10 protein-coding genes are annotated in these 15903 nt (G+C 61.7%); 6 read left to right on the forward strand and 4 right to left on the reverse strand.

All coding sequences use genetic code 11. The features are described 5' to 3' along the window. Nucleotides 1–8: 8 nt before the first annotated feature. On the reverse strand, nucleotides 9–1217 hold the full coding sequence (locus ACE3PR_RS13135; RefSeq protein ID WP_374372616.1) for an amidohydrolase family protein: 1209 nt from the start codon (nucleotides 1215–1217) through the stop codon (nucleotides 9–11). Between the two features lie 164 nt (nucleotides 1218–1381). On the opposite strand from ACE3PR_RS13135, the gene modA reads away from it, so the two are divergent. From modA to modC, 3 genes are read left to right on the forward strand one after another with little or no spacing between them, the layout of a single operon-like run. After that, nucleotides 1382–2149 carry a molybdate ABC transporter substrate-binding protein gene (gene modA / locus ACE3PR_RS13140; RefSeq protein WP_374372619.1) on the forward strand — a complete coding sequence of 256 codons (768 nt, stop codon included), beginning with the start codon at nucleotides 1382–1384 and terminating at the stop codon, nucleotides 2147–2149. 7 nt (nucleotides 2150–2156) lie between these two features. After that, nucleotides 2157–2834: a molybdate ABC transporter permease subunit gene (gene modB, locus ACE3PR_RS13145; RefSeq protein WP_374372621.1), complete on the forward strand. Its 678-nt coding sequence runs from the start codon at nucleotides 2157–2159 to the stop codon at nucleotides 2832–2834. A 4-nt stretch (nucleotides 2835–2838) separates the two neighbouring features. Beyond that, nucleotides 2839–3930, forward strand: a complete 1092-nt coding sequence (gene modC / locus ACE3PR_RS13150) for a molybdenum ABC transporter ATP-binding protein (RefSeq protein ID WP_374372623.1) — start codon at nucleotides 2839–2841, stop codon at nucleotides 3928–3930. A 4-nt stretch (nucleotides 3931–3934) separates the two neighbouring features. Here the strand turns inward: modC and ACE3PR_RS13155 are convergent, their stop codons facing one another. Beyond that, the gene (locus tag ACE3PR_RS13155; protein ID WP_374372625.1) at nucleotides 3935–5104 is read right to left on the reverse strand and encodes an acyl-CoA dehydrogenase family protein; all 1170 of its coding nucleotides are present in this window, start codon (nucleotides 5102–5104) and stop codon (nucleotides 3935–3937) included. Between the two features lie 122 nt (nucleotides 5105–5226). Beyond that, nucleotides 5227–6153: a LysR substrate-binding domain-containing protein gene (locus ACE3PR_RS13160; protein WP_374372627.1), complete on the reverse strand. Its 927-nt coding sequence runs from the start codon at nucleotides 6151–6153 to the stop codon at nucleotides 5227–5229. Nucleotides 6154–6464: 311 nt separating this feature from the next. Here ACE3PR_RS13160 and ahpC point away from each other — a divergent pair, with 311 nt between their 5' ends. Together ahpC and ahpF are read left to right on the forward strand one after the other, a co-directional pair. Beyond that, the gene (gene ahpC, locus ACE3PR_RS13165) at nucleotides 6465–7028 is read left to right on the forward strand and encodes an alkyl hydroperoxide reductase subunit C (RefSeq protein ID WP_374372629.1); all 564 of its coding nucleotides are present in this window, start codon (nucleotides 6465–6467) and stop codon (nucleotides 7026–7028) included. Between the two features lie 101 nt (nucleotides 7029–7129). Continuing rightward, a complete protein-coding gene (gene ahpF / locus ACE3PR_RS13170) occupies nucleotides 7130–8713 on the forward strand; it encodes an alkyl hydroperoxide reductase subunit F (protein ID WP_374372631.1) in 1584 nt (527 codons plus the stop codon). 57 nt (nucleotides 8714–8770) lie between these two features. Here the strand turns inward: ahpF and ACE3PR_RS13175 are convergent, their stop codons facing one another. Then, nucleotides 8771–9475: a class I SAM-dependent methyltransferase gene (locus ACE3PR_RS13175; RefSeq protein ID WP_374372635.1), complete on the reverse strand. Its 705-nt coding sequence runs from the start codon at nucleotides 9473–9475 to the stop codon at nucleotides 8771–8773. A gap of 754 nt (nucleotides 9476–10229) precedes the next feature. Between ACE3PR_RS13175 and ACE3PR_RS13180 the strand changes: the two genes are divergently transcribed. After that, nucleotides 10230–15764 carry a cadherin domain-containing protein gene (locus tag ACE3PR_RS13180; RefSeq protein ID WP_374372637.1) on the forward strand — a complete coding sequence of 1845 codons (5535 nt, stop codon included), beginning with the start codon at nucleotides 10230–10232 and terminating at the stop codon, nucleotides 15762–15764. Nucleotides 15765–15903: the final 139 nt, after the last annotated feature.

The raw sequence follows: 15903 nt of genomic DNA on the forward strand, positions 1-15903 counted from the left end.
TAGCGCTTCTAACCCAGCTTGCCCTTCACCAGATCGGGAATACGCGTCGCCGGCGGCGTATTGCGGCTGCGCTGGATGCGCGGGATACCGTCGATCACGACCATGCCGACGCCCGGCAGGTCGCCGAGCTGCACGGAATCGAGCAGGTCCTTGCCGGCCGAATGCTGTGCCTTGTCGAGGAAGACGAAATCCGCCGCCATGCCCTTCTCGATGAGACCGGTATCGAGCTTCCTCATGCGGGTCGTATTGCCGGTCGCAAAGCAGAAAGCGAATTCCGCCGGGATGTCGCCCAGCGACGAGAGCATCGAGACCATGCGCAGGATTCCCAAAGGCTGCACCCCGGACCCGGCCGGCGCGTCGGTGCCCAGGATGACGCGGTTGAGCTGCCCCATTTCCTTCGCGGTGCGGAGCGTGTAAAGCCCAGCGCGTTCATTGCCGTTATGAACGATCTCGAGCCCGCGTTTGCAACCCTCGCAGATGCAGCGGATCTGGCTGTCCGGCAAAGCCGTGTGGCCGCCATTGATATGCCCCACCACATCGGCATCCACTTCCAGAACCACGTCCTTGTCGATGAGGCCGGAACCGGGGATCGAGGGACCGCCGGTATGGATGGTGCTCTGGATGCCGTATTTCCGCGCCCAGCCCGCCATCTGCCGCGCAGTCGGGCCGTCTTTCACACCGCCCAGGCCAATCTCGCCCAGCAGGCGGACGCCGGCATCGGCGAGATCCTTGAAATCCTGTTCCGTCATGCCCTGCTCGATGATGGGTGCTCCGCCATGCACCTTGACCCCGCCGGGACGGAAGGCTGCGTACATGCGCTGATGAAAGATCGCCATGGCCTTGAGGCCGACGATATCCTTCGGCCGGCCGGGCATATGCACCTCGCCCGCCGAGATCATGGTGGTGACGCCGCCATGGAGTGAGGAATCAATCCAGCCGATCTGGTTCTGCCGCGGCGTCCAGTCGCCCGCCACCGGATGTACGTGGCTGTCGATAAGGCCTGGGGCCAGGGTGACACCCTGCGCATCGATCACGGTCACGGCGTCGTCGATGTCGAGATCCTTGGCCTTGCCCCAGGCGACGATCCTGCCGTTCTCGGCCAGCAGCGCATCGCCAGGGAGGATCGGGTTCTCGAGATCGCCGGACAGGATCATGCCGATGTTGCGGATCGCCAGCTTGCCTGGCCCCGAACTGCCGGCCGGTGCGTCATGCGCCATAAAAATCTCCCGATTCCAAAGCCAATCTGTTGCGCCCGATGTTAGTCCAGACGTGCCGTTTATCCAAGAAAATCAGCACAGAATCGCAAGCAAATGCACCCTTTGACGGCACTTGAATTTCGATATATACGAATGGCTATAACGATCAACAAAGAGGCCCCATCATGTTGCGTCACTCTCTCGCGCGTCTGGCCGTCGCCGGCATCATGTCCATTGCCGGAATCGCCGCCGCGAAAGCCGATGATATACTGGTCGCCGTCGCCGCCAATTTCGCCGAGGCATCGCAGGATCTCGCGGCACTCTATGAGAAGGCCAGCGGCAACAAGGTCGTGGTCACGACGGGTGCCACCGGCAAGCTCTATGCCCAGATCTCGGCAGGCGCCCCCTTCCAGATCCTGCTCTCCGCCGACGCCAAAACACCCGCCAAGCTGGCGGATGAGAAGGCGGCGGTGGCCGGCACCAAATTCACCTATGCAATCGGCAAGCTCGCCCTCTGGAGCGCGGATCCGAAGCGCATCGGTGCCGATGGCGCGGCGGCACTTCAAGCCGACGATTTCCAGCATCTGGCCATCGCCAATCCGGACCTGGCACCCTATGGCGTGGCGGCACGGGAGACCTTGCAGTCGCTGGGGCTCTGGGACAAGCTGGCCACCAAGATCGTCATGGGGGAAAATATCGGGCAAACGCACAGCATGGTGGCGACCGGCAATGCCGAGCTTGGCTTTGTCGCCCTCTCCGCCGTGCAGAGCCCGCAGCAACCATCGGAAGGGTCGTTTTGGGTCGTGCCGCAAGACAAGTTCACGCCGATCCGCCAGGACGCCATCCTGCTGAACGCAGGGGCGGACAATGCCGCGGCGCGGGGCTTTCTCGATTTCCTGAAATCGCCGGAAGCCCATGCGCTGATCGAGAGCTATGGTTATGGGGTAGAATAGGATCGACATGACGCTGCCCGATCTCGACCCGCTCTGGCTCACCCTGCGCCTCGCGGCGCTGGTAACCGTCATCCTGCTCGTCATCGGCACGCCGCTCGCGTGGTGGCTCGCCAATACCCGCTGGCGGATCAAATCGGTGGCCGAGGCGATCACTGCCTTGCCGCTGGTCCTGCCGCCGACGGTGCTTGGCTTCTATTTCCTGGTTTTCCTCAGTCCCAATTCCACCCTGGGCGGTCTGTGGTTCAGCGCGACCGGCGGGAAGCTCACCTTCTCTTTCGCCGGTCTGGTCATTTGCTCGGTCATCTATTCCCTCCCGTTCATGGTGCAGCCATTGCAGGCCACATTCGAAACGCTGGGCCGCAATTTCTGGGAAACGGCCGCCACCTTGCGTGCCAGCCCGCTTGATGCCTTTCTCACCGTCATCTCGCCCTTGGCGGCGCGCGGCTATCTCACCGCCATCGTGCTCACTTTCGCCCATACGATCGGCGAATTCGGCGTCGTCCTCATGGTGGGTGGCAACATTCCCGGCGAGACCAAGGTCATCTCGATCGCCATCTATGAGCATGTCGAGACGATCCGCTATGCCGAGGCACATCTCCTCTCGGCGGGCCTCCTCGCCTTCTCCTTCCTGGTCCTGCTCTTCGTCTATGTGACGAACCGACGCTTCCCGATCCATGTCGGCTGATCGCATGAACGAACTCGCCTTCGACCTCCGCATCACCTTCGGTGATTTCAAACTTGCCGTGATGGAAAGCGTGCCGCTCCAGGGCATCACCGCCCTGTTCGGCCCTTCCGGCTGCGGCAAGAGCACCTTGCTGCGCATCCTCGCCGGGCTGGAACGCCGCGCCAGCGGCACCGTCACCTTTGCCGGCGAGACCTGGCAATCGGCTGCCGGCAAGAACGCCTTGCCCGCGCATCGACGCGGTACCGGCTATGTGTTTCAGGATGCGCGGCTCCTTCCGCATCTCGATGTCGCCGGCAATCTCCGTTACGCGGAGAAACGCTCGCGCCATGTGCCGAGCGGCATCACCCTCGACCAGGTCGTGGCTGCTCTCGACCTCGCCCCCCTCCTCACCCGCCATGCCACCTCACTCTCCGGGGGCGAGCGCCAGCGTGTCGCCATCGGCCGTACGCTCCTCACCCGGCCGCGCCTGCTGTTGATGGACGAACCGCTCGCCGCTCTCGATTTCAAGCGCAAGGCCGAGATTCTGCCCTATATCGAAAGATTGCCGAGCGTCTTCGGCGTGCCGGCGATCTATGTGACCCACGATATCGACGAAGTGGCGCGCCTCGCCGATCGCATGATCGTGCTGCGCGACGGCAAGCTGGTCGCCAGCGGCGCCGTCGAGCAAGTGCTCGAACGCCTGGACCTCCCGGCCAATGGCGAGCGCTATGAGCCCGGCGTCGCCCTTCAGGCACGTATCATTGGTCACGACGCACATTATCATCTGACGCAGCTCGATCTGCAGGGGCAATCACTTTCGGTGCCGCTGCTTGAAGCCGCCATCGATACGAATTTGCGGCTGCGTATCCGCGCCCGCGACGTCGCCATCGCGACCGAGAGGCCACAGGGCATCAGCGTGCGAAATGTCCTCAACGTCCGCATCGCCGAAATCGCCAGCAAGCCCGACACGGCCCATGCCGATCTGATGCTGGACATCGGCAATGCCCATATCCGCGCGCGCATCACGCGCCAATCGGCCGAGGAGCTGCGCCTCGGCGTCGGCCAGGATGTTTTTGCCCTGGTAAAATCCGTGACCCTGGACGCGCCCGGCCGCTGATCGGTTACTGCCAGCCGCTATAGATGTCGAGGCCGCGCTTGCGGATCTGGCCGCCCACCACCACGCGCTGGATTTCCGAGGTCCCTTCCCAGATGCGATCGACCCGGATATCGCGATAGAGCCGCTCGACCGGATTCTCGCGCATATAGCCGCGCCCACCCAGGACCTGCAGCGCCTTGTCGATCACCCGTCCCGCCATCTCCGAGCAGAACAGCTTCAGGGCGCTGGCATGGGCATGGACGATCTTGCGGTCGAGACCGCGATCGATCTCGGCGGCGACACGGTAGAGCATCGACTTCGCGGCGAAGATTTCGACCGCCATATCGGCCAGCATGAATTCGACGCCCTGGAAATCGCGGATCGGCCGTTCGAATTGATGGCGTGTGGTCGCGTAGTCATTGGCGATCTCGGCGGCACGAATGGCGGCCCCCAAGGTGTGCGAGGCGATCTGCAACCGCGCCTCGACGAACCAATCCTTGGTGAGTTCCAGTCCCTGCCCGATCTCACCCAGCATCCGATCCTCCGGCACCGCGACGTCGTCGAAGCGGAGCTCGGCATGGTCGAAGGCGAAGTTGTGCATGAATTTCGGCGAGCGCAGATGCACCATGTTGGTGACCGGCTTGTCGACCAGGAACAAGGTCGGCTTGTCGGGATCGTCATCGACATGGGCATGGACGATGATGAAATCCGAGGCGTTGTAGGAGGTGACGAACCACTTCTCGCCGTTGAGCAGCCACTGGTCACCCTTCTTCACCGCTTTGGTCTTCACGCGCCTTGGATCCGAACCGGCCTCGGCTTCCGTGATCGCAAAGCAGCCACGACGTTCTCCCTGGATCGAGGGGCGCAAATAGGCGTCGATCTGCGCCTTTGTCCCGGAGGTCAGGCTCACCGGTGCGCGCCAGACACAGGACCAAAGGCCGTTGGTGACGCGGCCCAATTGCTCCTCGATCACGGTCTGCTCGACCATGGTGAGGCCGAGGCCGCCATGTTCCTTCTTGTGATTGATACCGGCAAGGCCCCAATCGCGCACCGCCTGGCGCACGGCAGCGCGCCTTTCCATCGGCAGCTCGCCATGCTCGTCGGCGATGATTTCGAGCGGCACCAAAACTTCGTCGCAGAAGGCACGGCCCTTGGCCGCCAGTTCCTTCTCGCGCGCACTCAGTTCCAAATCCATGGCCGTTTCCCCGGATGATGTTTTCTGCCCGCGAATCTAGCAGCGGCCGGCATTGCCCCGGATCACCGCAATACTCAGCCGGGCATGATCCCAGATCATGAGGTCAGAAACCGGCAACGAGATCAATCGGCCCGGATTTGTGCCTGCAAAGCCAGCATTTCCGCCAGCAACCAGTCACGTACCAGGATGGCCGGATCGCGCAACGGACGGCGGTTGCTGGCCACCAGGTAATAATGGTTGCCGGTTTCCAATATCTCGGGTGCCGCCGGCACCAATTCCTTCTGCGCCAGCTCATGGGCGACGACATGCCACCAGCCCAAGGCGATACCGCGGCCGCTGATCGCTGCCTGGATGACCAGCGAATAATCGGAAAACGTGAGGCTGCGGCTACCGGTGGGCGGCGCATAGTCGAATTCGGCGAGATAGCGCGACCAGGGAATCCGCGTGGAACCGGAGAGATGGACCAAGGTATGTCGGCCGAGATCGCGGCCATGTTCCAAGGGGCCATGCGCCGCAAGATAAGCCGGGCTGCAGACCGGAAGCACCTTCTCTGCCATCAACGGCCAGCTTTCGTGATCGGCGTCGCGCGGGAAATTGTAGCGGATCGCGAAGTCGACATCCTCGACCGGCCCGATTGGCTCGCCGCGCACCAGTTGAAAGCGAAGATCTATTCCGGGATGAAGCGCCTGAAAGCGATCGAGGCGCGGCATGATCCAATGCATCGCGAAGGCCGAGGAAAGCGACAGGGTCACCATGCCGCCACCGCCATGGCGCGCCCGGATCGCCTCGATCGCCATCTCGATATGCTGAAAGCTGCCGGTCACCGCGTGATAGAGCTGCCGCCCGTCATCGGTGAGTTCGATGCCAGTCGCCGTGCGGATGAAGAGTTTTGCTTCGAGATGCGCCTCGAGCCGGGCGATCATGCGGCTTACGGCCGATTGTGTGACGTTGAGTTCGGCCGCCGCGCGCGTGAAACTCAGAAAACGCGCCGCCGCTTCGAACACGAACAGGGCATTGGCGGATGGCAGGGATCGCCTGAGCGAGGTCATGGCCTCTGCCGCCTGGATTCGCCCCGCACGATCACTCTCCTTCCGATTCCCATATCGATTCTCTGATCCTATCGGAGCGCCTTGCGCCAAAACAGGCGCCAGCCCTGGCGGACAAATTGACGCAGGTGCAGCATCGGCAACGCATCTGCACACAGGAGGAACTGCCTGATTTCCCGGGTTTTTCTAGGCTCAAATGCCGATTAATCGCTTCACTCGATTGATGCGCTGCAAAAAATCGATTTCATTGATCGACATGACCCCTATATCAAAGCCTCACCGTTTCGCGGCAAACCTATTTGGAGATAAGAAAAATGTCGTTGATCAACACCGCTATTAAGCCGTTCAAAGCCGAAGCCTTCAAGGACGGCAAGTTCGTCACCGTCACCGATGCCGATCTGAAGGGCAAGTGGTCGGTCGTCTTCTTCTACCCGGCCGATTTCACCTTCGTCTGCCCGACCGAGCTCGAGGATCTCGCCGACAATTACGCCGAGTTCCAGAAGATGGGCGTCGAGATCTACAGCGTCTCGACCGACACCCATTTTGCCCACAAGGCCTGGCACGACACCTCGGCCGCGATCAAGAAGATCAAGTACACCATGGTCGGTGACCCCACCCTCACCATCAGCCGTAATTTCGACGTGCTGATCGAGGAAGCCGGCCTCGCCGATCGCGGCACCTTCGTGATCGATCCCAGCGGCACGATCCAGATCGTCGAGATCACCGCGGGCGGTATCGGCCGCGATGCCAAGGAACTTCTGCGCAAGCTCAAAGCGGCGCAATACGTCGCCGCGCATCCGGGTGAAGTCTGCCCGGCGGCCTGGAAGGAAGGCGCCAAGACCCTGGCTCCGTCCCTCGACCTGGTCGGCAAGATCTAACCGATTACCTGACGCGTTTCCCCGGATCCGGCTTCTCGCCTGGATCCGGGGGATACCGAACACCGAATTCCCAAACACCGAAATTCCGGGGAGCCATCGTCATGTTGGACGCCAATCTGAAAGAGCAATTGAAGGCCTATATGGAGCGGATCACCCAACCCATTGAGCTGGTGGCTTCGCTCGATGACAGCGCCGGCTCGCAGGAGATGCTGGCGCTACTGGAAGACATCGCCTCGCTCTCCCCGCAGGTGACCCTGGTGCGGCGCGACGACGATGCCAGGAAGCCCTCCTTCGCGATCCATCGCACCGGCACCGCCGTCGGCGTGCGCTTTGCCGGCCTCCCCATGGGTCACGAATTCAACTCGCTGGTTCTGGCTCTGCTGCAGGTCGGCGGCCATCCCTCCAAGACCGCGCAGGACGTGATCGAGCAGGTCCAGGCGCTGGACGGCGAGTATCATTTCGAGACCTATTTCTCGCAATCCTGCCAGAATTGCCCGGACGTGGTGCAGGCGCTCAATTTGATGAGCGTCATCAATCCGCGCATCCATCACGTCGCGATCGACGGCGCCCTCTTCCAGTCGGAAGTGGACGGACGCCAGGTCATGGCCGTGCCGACCATCTTTTTGAATGGTGAGACTTTCGGCCAGGGTCGCATGGATCTGGAACAGATCCTGGCCAAGATCGATACCGGCGCCGAGAAGCGCGCGGCCGAAAAGCTGAAGACCAAGGAAGCTTTCGATGTCCTCGTCGTCGGCGGTGGTCCCGCTGGTGCCGCCGCCGCGATCTATGCCGCGCGCAAGGGCATCCGCACGGGTGTGGCAGCCGAGCGTTTCGGCGGCCAGGTGCTGGATACGATGGGGATCGAGAACTTCATCTCCGTCTCGCATACGGAAGGCCCCAAGCTCGCCGTGGCGCTGGAAGAGCATGTGAAGGCCTATGACGTCGACATCATGAACCTGCAGCGTGCCGAGAAGCTGGTGCCGGCAAAGGTGCCAGGCGGCTTCGCCGAAGTGCATCTCGCCAATGGCGCGGTGCTGAAATCGCGCAGCGTCATCCTGGCCACCGGCGCCCGCTGGCGCCAGATGAACGTGCCGGGCGAGGATGAGTACCGCAACAAGGGTGTCGCCTATTGCCCGCATTGCGACGGCCCGCTCTTCAAGGGCAAGCGCGTGGCGGTGATCGGCGGCGGCAATTCCGGGGTCGAGGCGGCGATCGATCTAGCCGGCATCGTCGCTCATGTGACGCTCATTGAGTTCGACAGCAGCCTCCGCGCCGATGCGGTGCTGCAGCGCAAGCTGAACTCGCTGCCGAACGTCAAAATCATCACCTCGGCCCTCACGACCGAAGTGCATGGTGACGGCGCCAAGGTTGTCGGCCTCACCTACAAGGATCGCAACACGGACAACCTGCACCGTATCGAGCTCGAAGGCATCTTCGTGCAGATCGGCCTGGTGCCCAACACCGAATGGCTGAAGGACGCGGTTGCGTTGACCCCGCGCGGCGAGATCGAGATCGATCACCGCGGCCAAACCTCGCAGCCCGGCATCTTCGCCGCGGGCGACGCCACGACCGTGCCCTACAAGCAGATCGTGATCGCCATGGGTGAGGGTTCGAAGGCGGCCCTGTCGGCCTTCGACTACCTCATCCGCCTGGCACCGGCCGAGGACAAGGCGGTCGCCGCCTGACAGGCTTTATCCTGGTGACAATCGAAACGGCTCCTTCCAGCGGAAGGGGCCGTTTTGTTAGGCAAAGGCGCGTGCAGCATCATCGGGATTCATCACCGGTGCCATTTCCCGGCACAGGATAAGCGTGAAACGATGCTGCGTGCACTTAATGCCGGGCGGCACATGCGGCAGGATATCGGCCAGAGCATAGGCGATTGTACCTGGATTGCGATATCCCGTTGTCTCGGTTTTGGGGTTATCGATCACGCCGATCGTTCCGGAATGGATGAGACGGCAGAAATTCGTCATGAACTCCGGAAGCTCGTCGGGCTCCACATGCGCCAGCACCTTGCGCGCGAAAACAAAATCGGCCGGCCGGGCGGCCTGCCGTGCCAGTTCTCCGGGCGTCAGCACACGGAGCTCAACGCGCTTTTTGTCGATCAATGTGCCCAGGCGCTGGCGCCCAAGCGAGAAAAAATAATCCGTGATATCGAGGCCAACATATTTGCCGGGATCGAGGTAACGAATGACGGGTTCGGCCGCCCAGAGCGAGCCGCAACCGATTTCAACGCAGGCATGATTGGGCTTCAGGCCAAGACCACGCATATATGCCAGCCATTGCTCGGCCTTGCGACGCGTCTCCGCCTCGTCCTTCACGTCGTTGCCCAAGGTTGAATGACGGCGGCCCAGTTTCAGGCGCAGAATCCAGCGGCGCGCATAGCGCCGTTCATCGCGCAGCCACAACCTCAGAAGAAACGCCAGAATAGAATCCCAGACCCGCACGCCTTCACCTCCCTCTGCCTGCGCTTTCTGATGCGCGCATGACTGAACGCAGTTTCACTGCCAATCATTTGCCCGGACCGGACGCAAATAAAGGCATAGGAGTGGTAAAGACCATTGGCGAGAAAGGCTGTGACGCCAGTCACAAGCTGTATCTTAAAGCAACGGATCACCCTCGAATTCATCATTTGGCTGAGGCATGGACGCAGAATTTGCTCGCCAGTTCAGTCGATGCGAAAGACCAACGCCACCGCGACACCTTAATTTCTACTCGGTCGCGTTGATCGTCCCATTGCGCCTCTCCATCCCGTTCCGAAAGGTCGCGGACTCGCTTCTTCACATCCATTAAGGGTATCGTTAAATGCATTTAGTCCTGCCCAATATTTGGTCGTTGTGATCGAATATTAGACGCTGGCGGCAAGAACGGCGGGCTTGGCGGGGAATTTCGCACATCGCGTTGTGCAACAATTCAATTTGCCGCCAACCCACGCGATTCCCTGATGACAACAAGAGACAATCTAATAATAATTTTAAACAATTACTGAAGTGGGGCTGAAGAGCTTCACAACGAGCAGATTTGACCATGCGTGCCAATGAGCGTCGCCAGCGGTCGCCAGATGCTTCTTGTTCCGCCAATGCGTGTGACGCCCAAACAACGAGGCCATCTGCCGACGCAAGATCTGGATAGTGATGGCTTGCCAATAGACGTCCTGCGATGAGCCCCAGATCGGCTCCCCGCAAGGAACGGGGGGTCGATATGGTAGCGACAGTCGAGCGTGGTTTGGATGGCGATGCCGGGCGGCTGGTTCTGCACGCCGATGGCAGCGATCGCATTGCCGTTCCTGGCGGCGGCGATATCCTCAAAGCTGATTTCCGGCAGATCGGCGATGATTTGCTGATCGAGACGGCGATCGGTCAAGACATCGTCATCAAGCAATACTTCGCGCAAGGAGAGACGCCGGATCTGCTGATCGGCGGTCGTGCGCAACTTGATGGTGCGCTGGTCGAACGCCTGGCTGACAGTGGCGGCGACCTGCGCCTGGCGCAAAATCAAACCACACAGAGCGACGTCGGAGATATCCAACTCGCTCAGACAGGTGAAGCGATCGGTCGTGTCGAGACGGTTGCCGGCACCGTGACGGTCGAGCGCGCCGGCGGATCAAGCACGCAACTCGCAGCCGGCGATCCCATTTTCCTCAATGACGTCGTGCTGGCGGCTGACGACGGCAGCGTCGGCATCGTCTTCATCGACGGCACCACCTTCGCGCTCTCCGCGGGCGCCCGCATGACCATGGACGAGATGGTCTACGATCCAGCCAGCGGCGGCGGCAATTTCGTGACCACCGTGCTGCAGGGCACCTTCGTCTTCTCGACCGGCACCATCGCGCCCAATGGCAGCATGGAAGTGAACACGCCTGTCGGCACGATCGGCATCCGCGGCACCACGGTTGCGGTCCGACTGGCACTGGAAGGCACCGATACCATCATCATGCTGCTGCCGGACGAGGATGGCCATGTCGGCCGCATCGTCATCCAGAATGCAGGCGGCATCCAGGAGATCACCGAGGCCAATGCCGCGGCGACGGTAACCAGCTTCTTCATAGCACCCGGTCAGCCGGTGGTCCTGCCGGGCAATGAAGTCCTGCAATACTTCAACGACGTGCTCCAGGAACTGCGCGCGATCCAGGGTGCAGCACCTGGGGAGGAACAGGGCGGCGAAGCCGATGGCGCCGAGGATGGCGACCAGGCACTGCTCGATGAATTCGATCCCAGCGGGTTCTCCACCGCCGCCGGCGGCGAAGAACAAAATGGGGAGCAGACGGAACTCGGGACGGTCGACAAATTGTCCTCCCTGCTCGGCTTCATACCGGATCCTCTAGCGCCCGTCTCGTTCCTGAATATCAGCCTGTTCGGCAATATCGGCCTGGGAGGCGTCCAGTTCGGGACGACCAAGGGTTACGGTTCCGGCCTCACGCTGGACTATCTGGATCCCAGCACGGCGTCCAAGCTTCCCGCGGATCTTTCGCCCTATACAATTCTCTCCGGCGGCGCCGGCAATGACGAGATCGATGGCGGGCCTTATGCCGGGCCGCTGATCATTCTGGGTAATGCCGGCGACGATACCCTGACCGGCAGCCCTCAGGACGATCTGATCTTCGGCCTGGGCGGCAACGACACGCTCATTGCCGGCCATGGCGGCGGCGACGATGTCATCGATGGTGGCGATGACGGCGACACGGTCAAATATCTGAGCGCCGATGAAACCATGATCATCGACCTCACTGCGGGAAAGGCCTTCGGCGATCCGGATATCGGCATCGATACTTTGATCAATATCGAGAATGTGGTCGGCGGTTCCGGCAACGACGCCATTACCGGCGACAAGAATGCCAACAAGTTGGACGGCCATACCGGCGACGACCAGATCGCCGGCCTGGGCGGCGACGACATGATCGACGGCAATCTGGGCGAAGACGTCGCCGTCTTTACCGGCAAGGCGGCCGATTACGACATTTTCCTGAACGAGGGCGGTTCGATCACCATCGTCGATCAGCGTGAGGGCGGTGACGGCACGGACACGCTGAGCAATATAGAATGGCTGCAGTTTTCCGACCAGAAGGCCTCGGTGGCCGATCTCGAGGGCGGCATCAACCAGGCGCCGACCGATATCGAGCTTAGCAACACCACTGTGCTTGAGAATGCGCCGGGCGAGATTGTCGGCCTCCTCACCGTCAGCGATCCGGATGCGGGCGATACCCATACTTTCGAGCTTTCGGACGACCGCTTTGAAGTCGTGGCGGGCGCTCTGCGCCTTAAATCCGGGATCGCCCTCGATTTCGAATCGGGTCCGCAACAATTCGATGTGGTCGTGACGGCGACCGATAGCGGCGGCCTCGTCCAGACCGAGACTTTCACCATCAACGTCGCCGACGTCAACGAGGCGCCGGGTGCACCGGTCGATACCGATGCCGCGGACAACAAGGTGAGCGAAGCCGCCACCGCCGGCACGCTGGTCGGGATCGTGGCTCAGGCAACCGACCCCGATGCGGGAGATACACGCAGCTACAGCCTGGCCGATGATGCCGGCGGCCGCTTCGTGATCGATTCAGCCAGCGGCGTGGTCACCGTCGCCGACGGCGCCGTCTTCGATTTCGAAACGCAGAGCCAGTACGACATCGAGGTTACGGCAACCGATGCCGGCGGGCTTTCCTCCACCACCACCTTCACGGTCCAGGTGACCGATTCCCAGGAATCCATCGGCCCTGTGGAAGACAGCGACGCCGCCCAGAACCTGGTGGCGGAGAACGCGGCGATCGGCGCGGCAATTGGCATCACCGGCCATGCGATCGATGTCGATGCCGACGACAAGGTCAGTTACAGCCTGAGCGACAATGCCGGCGGCCGCTTTGCGATCGATGCCGTCACGGGAATCGTCACCGTGGCCGCTGCGCTCGATTTCGAAAGCGCCCAGAGTCATACCATCACCGTGCTCGCCACCAGCAGCGACGGATCGACCAGCGATCAGGATTTCACGGTCAATATCGGAAACGTGAACGACAACGAGATCGTCGGCCCGATCGACGCCAATGGGGCGCAGAATCTGGTCGCCGAGAATGCCGGGATCGGCACGGCAGTCGGAATCACCGCTGCCGCCAGCGATGCCGATACTGATGCCACGATCACCTACAGCCTGAGCGACAATGCCGGAGGCCGCTTTGCGATCGATTCCGCGACCGGAATCGTCACTGTGGCGGGCGCGCTCGATTTCGAAAGCGCCGAGAGCCATGGTATCACCGTGCTCGCCACCAGCAGCGACGGCTCGACCAGCAGCCAGAATTTCGAGATCGGTGTCGGTAACGTCAATGACGTGCCGGTTGCCAATGATGACACGCAAGCCTTGGTGATCAATAGCCTCGACACCGTGACCGAGGGCGCCAACCTCCTCGCCAATGACGATATCGGCATCAACGCGCCAGGCCAGATCGAGGCCGTGGCGCTGGGCGACGGCTCCTTCGTCGCTGTCGATGCCGACGGGACCGATATCCATGTCAAGGCCGACGGCACCCAGGGCACGGCAGATGACAATATCGGCACCCTGCATATCAACCAGGATGGCAGTTGGAGCTTCAAGCAGACCGCCGGCTCGAATCTGTCCAACCTGCAATTCACCTATCGCCTCGCCGATGCCGATGGCGACACCGATACGGCGCAATTCTCGGTCGACGTTCTCGATCCGGCGCCGGTCAATTACAATGACGCCACCTCGACCACGGCGGTCAACCAACAGAATAACGTGGTCATCATCCTGGATTGCTCAGGATCGATGGGCTCCTCGGTCGGCGGGACGACCCGGTTCCAGTTGGCCAAGGATGCCTTGGCCAACATGCTGTCTCAATATGAAGCGGCCGGCGACGTCAATGTGATCGTCATTGGTTTCAGCAGCAATGCGACCGCCATGTCCGAATGGGGTGACACGGAGAGCGCCCTCGCCTTCATCGACGATCTCGAAGCCGGCGGCGTCACGAATTATGCCAATGGCATTGACGCGGCGACCGACATCCTGACCGATCCGGACCTGCAGGCGCAATTGCTGGGCGGTCCGACCACCGTCTACTTCCTGTCGGACGGCGAGCCGTCATCCGGCACCAGCCTGGCCAGTAACACCACGATCCGCAATGACTGGGACGCTGCGCTGGTCGATCATGTCGATCGCGTCGTCGCCGTCGCTTTGGGCCCCGATATCCAGGTGAATGACCCGGATCTCGTCGCTGTCGCCAATCCCAATGGCGGCGATTCCCCGTCAAACACGGTGGTGCAGGTTGCCAATTTCTATGAACTCAGCGCGGCGCTGGCAGCGACCACAGCGAGCGCCAGCGGCAACGTTCTGGATGGCAGCCTCACCGCCGGCAATGGCGATGGCGGCGTCGCTGGCGTCACACCGGACAAAGCCGGCGACCCGACCACCCGGCTTGCCAGCTTCAGCTATGTCGATCCCGTGCAGGGCAACGGCACCAATTCCTTCACCGTCACCTGGACCGGCATGGCCGCGACGGTGACCGGGGCTGCCATCGGGCAGCTCATTTCCAATGTCGATGGCGTGGTCACCCTTGCCACCAATGCCGGGATCATAACCTTCTTCTTCGTCGACAGCGGTGCGCGCCTCGCCGGCGATTTTACCTTCACGGCGACGGCCAGCGCCGCCGCCCAGGTTGAGACCTTTCACTACACGACGATCGATGGCGACAATGACCTCGATCCGGATGGCGGCGCCAGCCTGGTGATCAACATACCGGCCGATCTGTCGCTGAAGATCGTGCCGACCATAACCGCCTATCAGCCGGGCGACCTCACGGCATCGCAAACCGGCAACAACAACCCCAATACGCTCAATGGCAGCGAGAGCAACAATCGCCTCGACGGTGTCGGCGCGATCGATACCCTGAACGGCAATGGCGGCGATGACTGGCTCATCGGCGGCAGTGGCAACGATGTTCTCAATGGCGGCGCCGGCAACGACCTGCTGGATGGCGGTAGCGGCAATGACACCATGTCGGGTGGCGCCGGCAATGACGCCTATGTGGTCAACAGCAGCGGCGACATCGTGCTGGAAGATCCCGATGGTGGCATCGACATCGTCTTCTCGAGCGTCACCTATACTCTGAGTGATATCGACGTCGAGAATCTGGTGCTGACCGGCTCATCGAACATCGACGGTACCGGCAACAACGCTGCCAACGAGATTTACGGCAATGCCGGCAACAACAAGCTCAACGGCGCCGGCGGGGCGGATTATCTGACCGGCGGCCGCGGCAACGATACGCTCGACGGCGGCGGCGAAAACGACTTCCTCTCCGGCGGTGCCGGCAACGACGTCATGACCGGCGGTGGCGGCAACGATCTGTTCCAGAATCAATCGACCGATGACAATTACAGCGTCGCCTCGAATGTCGCGGCCTCGACGGTCAACGTTTCCCTCCTGGACCGCATCACGGATTTCGATGCCACCGCGGACAAGGTCATCTTCACGGCACTCTATGACGGCGCCGGCGGCTGGCAGGCCGGGCATCTTTTCGCCGAAGGAATCGATTTCTCGACCATCACCGACAGCTATGACGGCACCAACGCGACCAGCACCGCCTTTGCCGACGGCAAGGCCTCGCTGATCCTCGATGGCGACAACAACCTGATCTACGATGCCAATGGCGCCGCCGACGGCTACACGATCGTGGCGCAGATCCAGACCGCAGGCGGTTCCCCCGAGGTCACCGCCAGCAACGTGCAAGTTGCGTGAGGCGGGACAGACAGCAAAAAGCCCCGCGCGTAGCTGCGTGGGGCTTTTTGGGAGGTTTGGTTGCGGGAGCAGGATTTACCGGCTTCGCCGTTGACGCTCGATCCGCTTTGCGTCTCTCGGTCCGAACCTGGCAGGTTCA

The organism is Dongia sp., from assembly GCF_041909655.1.
In the GTDB taxonomy this organism is placed as follows: Bacteria; Pseudomonadota; Alphaproteobacteria; order Dongiales; family Dongiaceae; genus Dongia.

Excerpts from the sequence above, each read along its gene's own strand:
- ACE3PR_RS13135 (WP_374372616.1), bottom strand. The coding sequence starts at position 1,217 with ATGGCGCATGACGCACCGGCCGGCAGTTCGGGGCCAGGCAAGCTGGCG.
- ahpC (WP_374372629.1), top strand. The coding sequence starts at position 6,465 with ATGTCGTTGATCAACACCGCTATTAAGCCGTTCAAAGCCGAAGCCTTC.
- ACE3PR_RS13155 (WP_374372625.1), bottom strand. The coding sequence starts at position 5,104 with ATGGATTTGGAACTGAGTGCGCGCGAGAAGGAACTGGCGGCCAAGGGC.
- ACE3PR_RS13180 (WP_374372637.1), top strand. The coding sequence starts at position 10,230 with ATGGTAGCGACAGTCGAGCGTGGTTTGGATGGCGATGCCGGGCGGCTG.
- modA (WP_374372619.1), top strand. The coding sequence starts at position 1,382 with ATGTTGCGTCACTCTCTCGCGCGTCTGGCCGTCGCCGGCATCATGTCC.
- ahpF (WP_374372631.1), top strand. The coding sequence starts at position 7,130 with ATGTTGGACGCCAATCTGAAAGAGCAATTGAAGGCCTATATGGAGCGG.
- modC (WP_374372623.1), top strand. The coding sequence starts at position 2,839 with ATGAACGAACTCGCCTTCGACCTCCGCATCACCTTCGGTGATTTCAAA.
- modB (WP_374372621.1), top strand. The coding sequence starts at position 2,157 with ATGACGCTGCCCGATCTCGACCCGCTCTGGCTCACCCTGCGCCTCGCG.
- ACE3PR_RS13160 (WP_374372627.1), bottom strand. The coding sequence starts at position 6,153 with ATGACCTCGCTCAGGCGATCCCTGCCATCCGCCAATGCCCTGTTCGTG.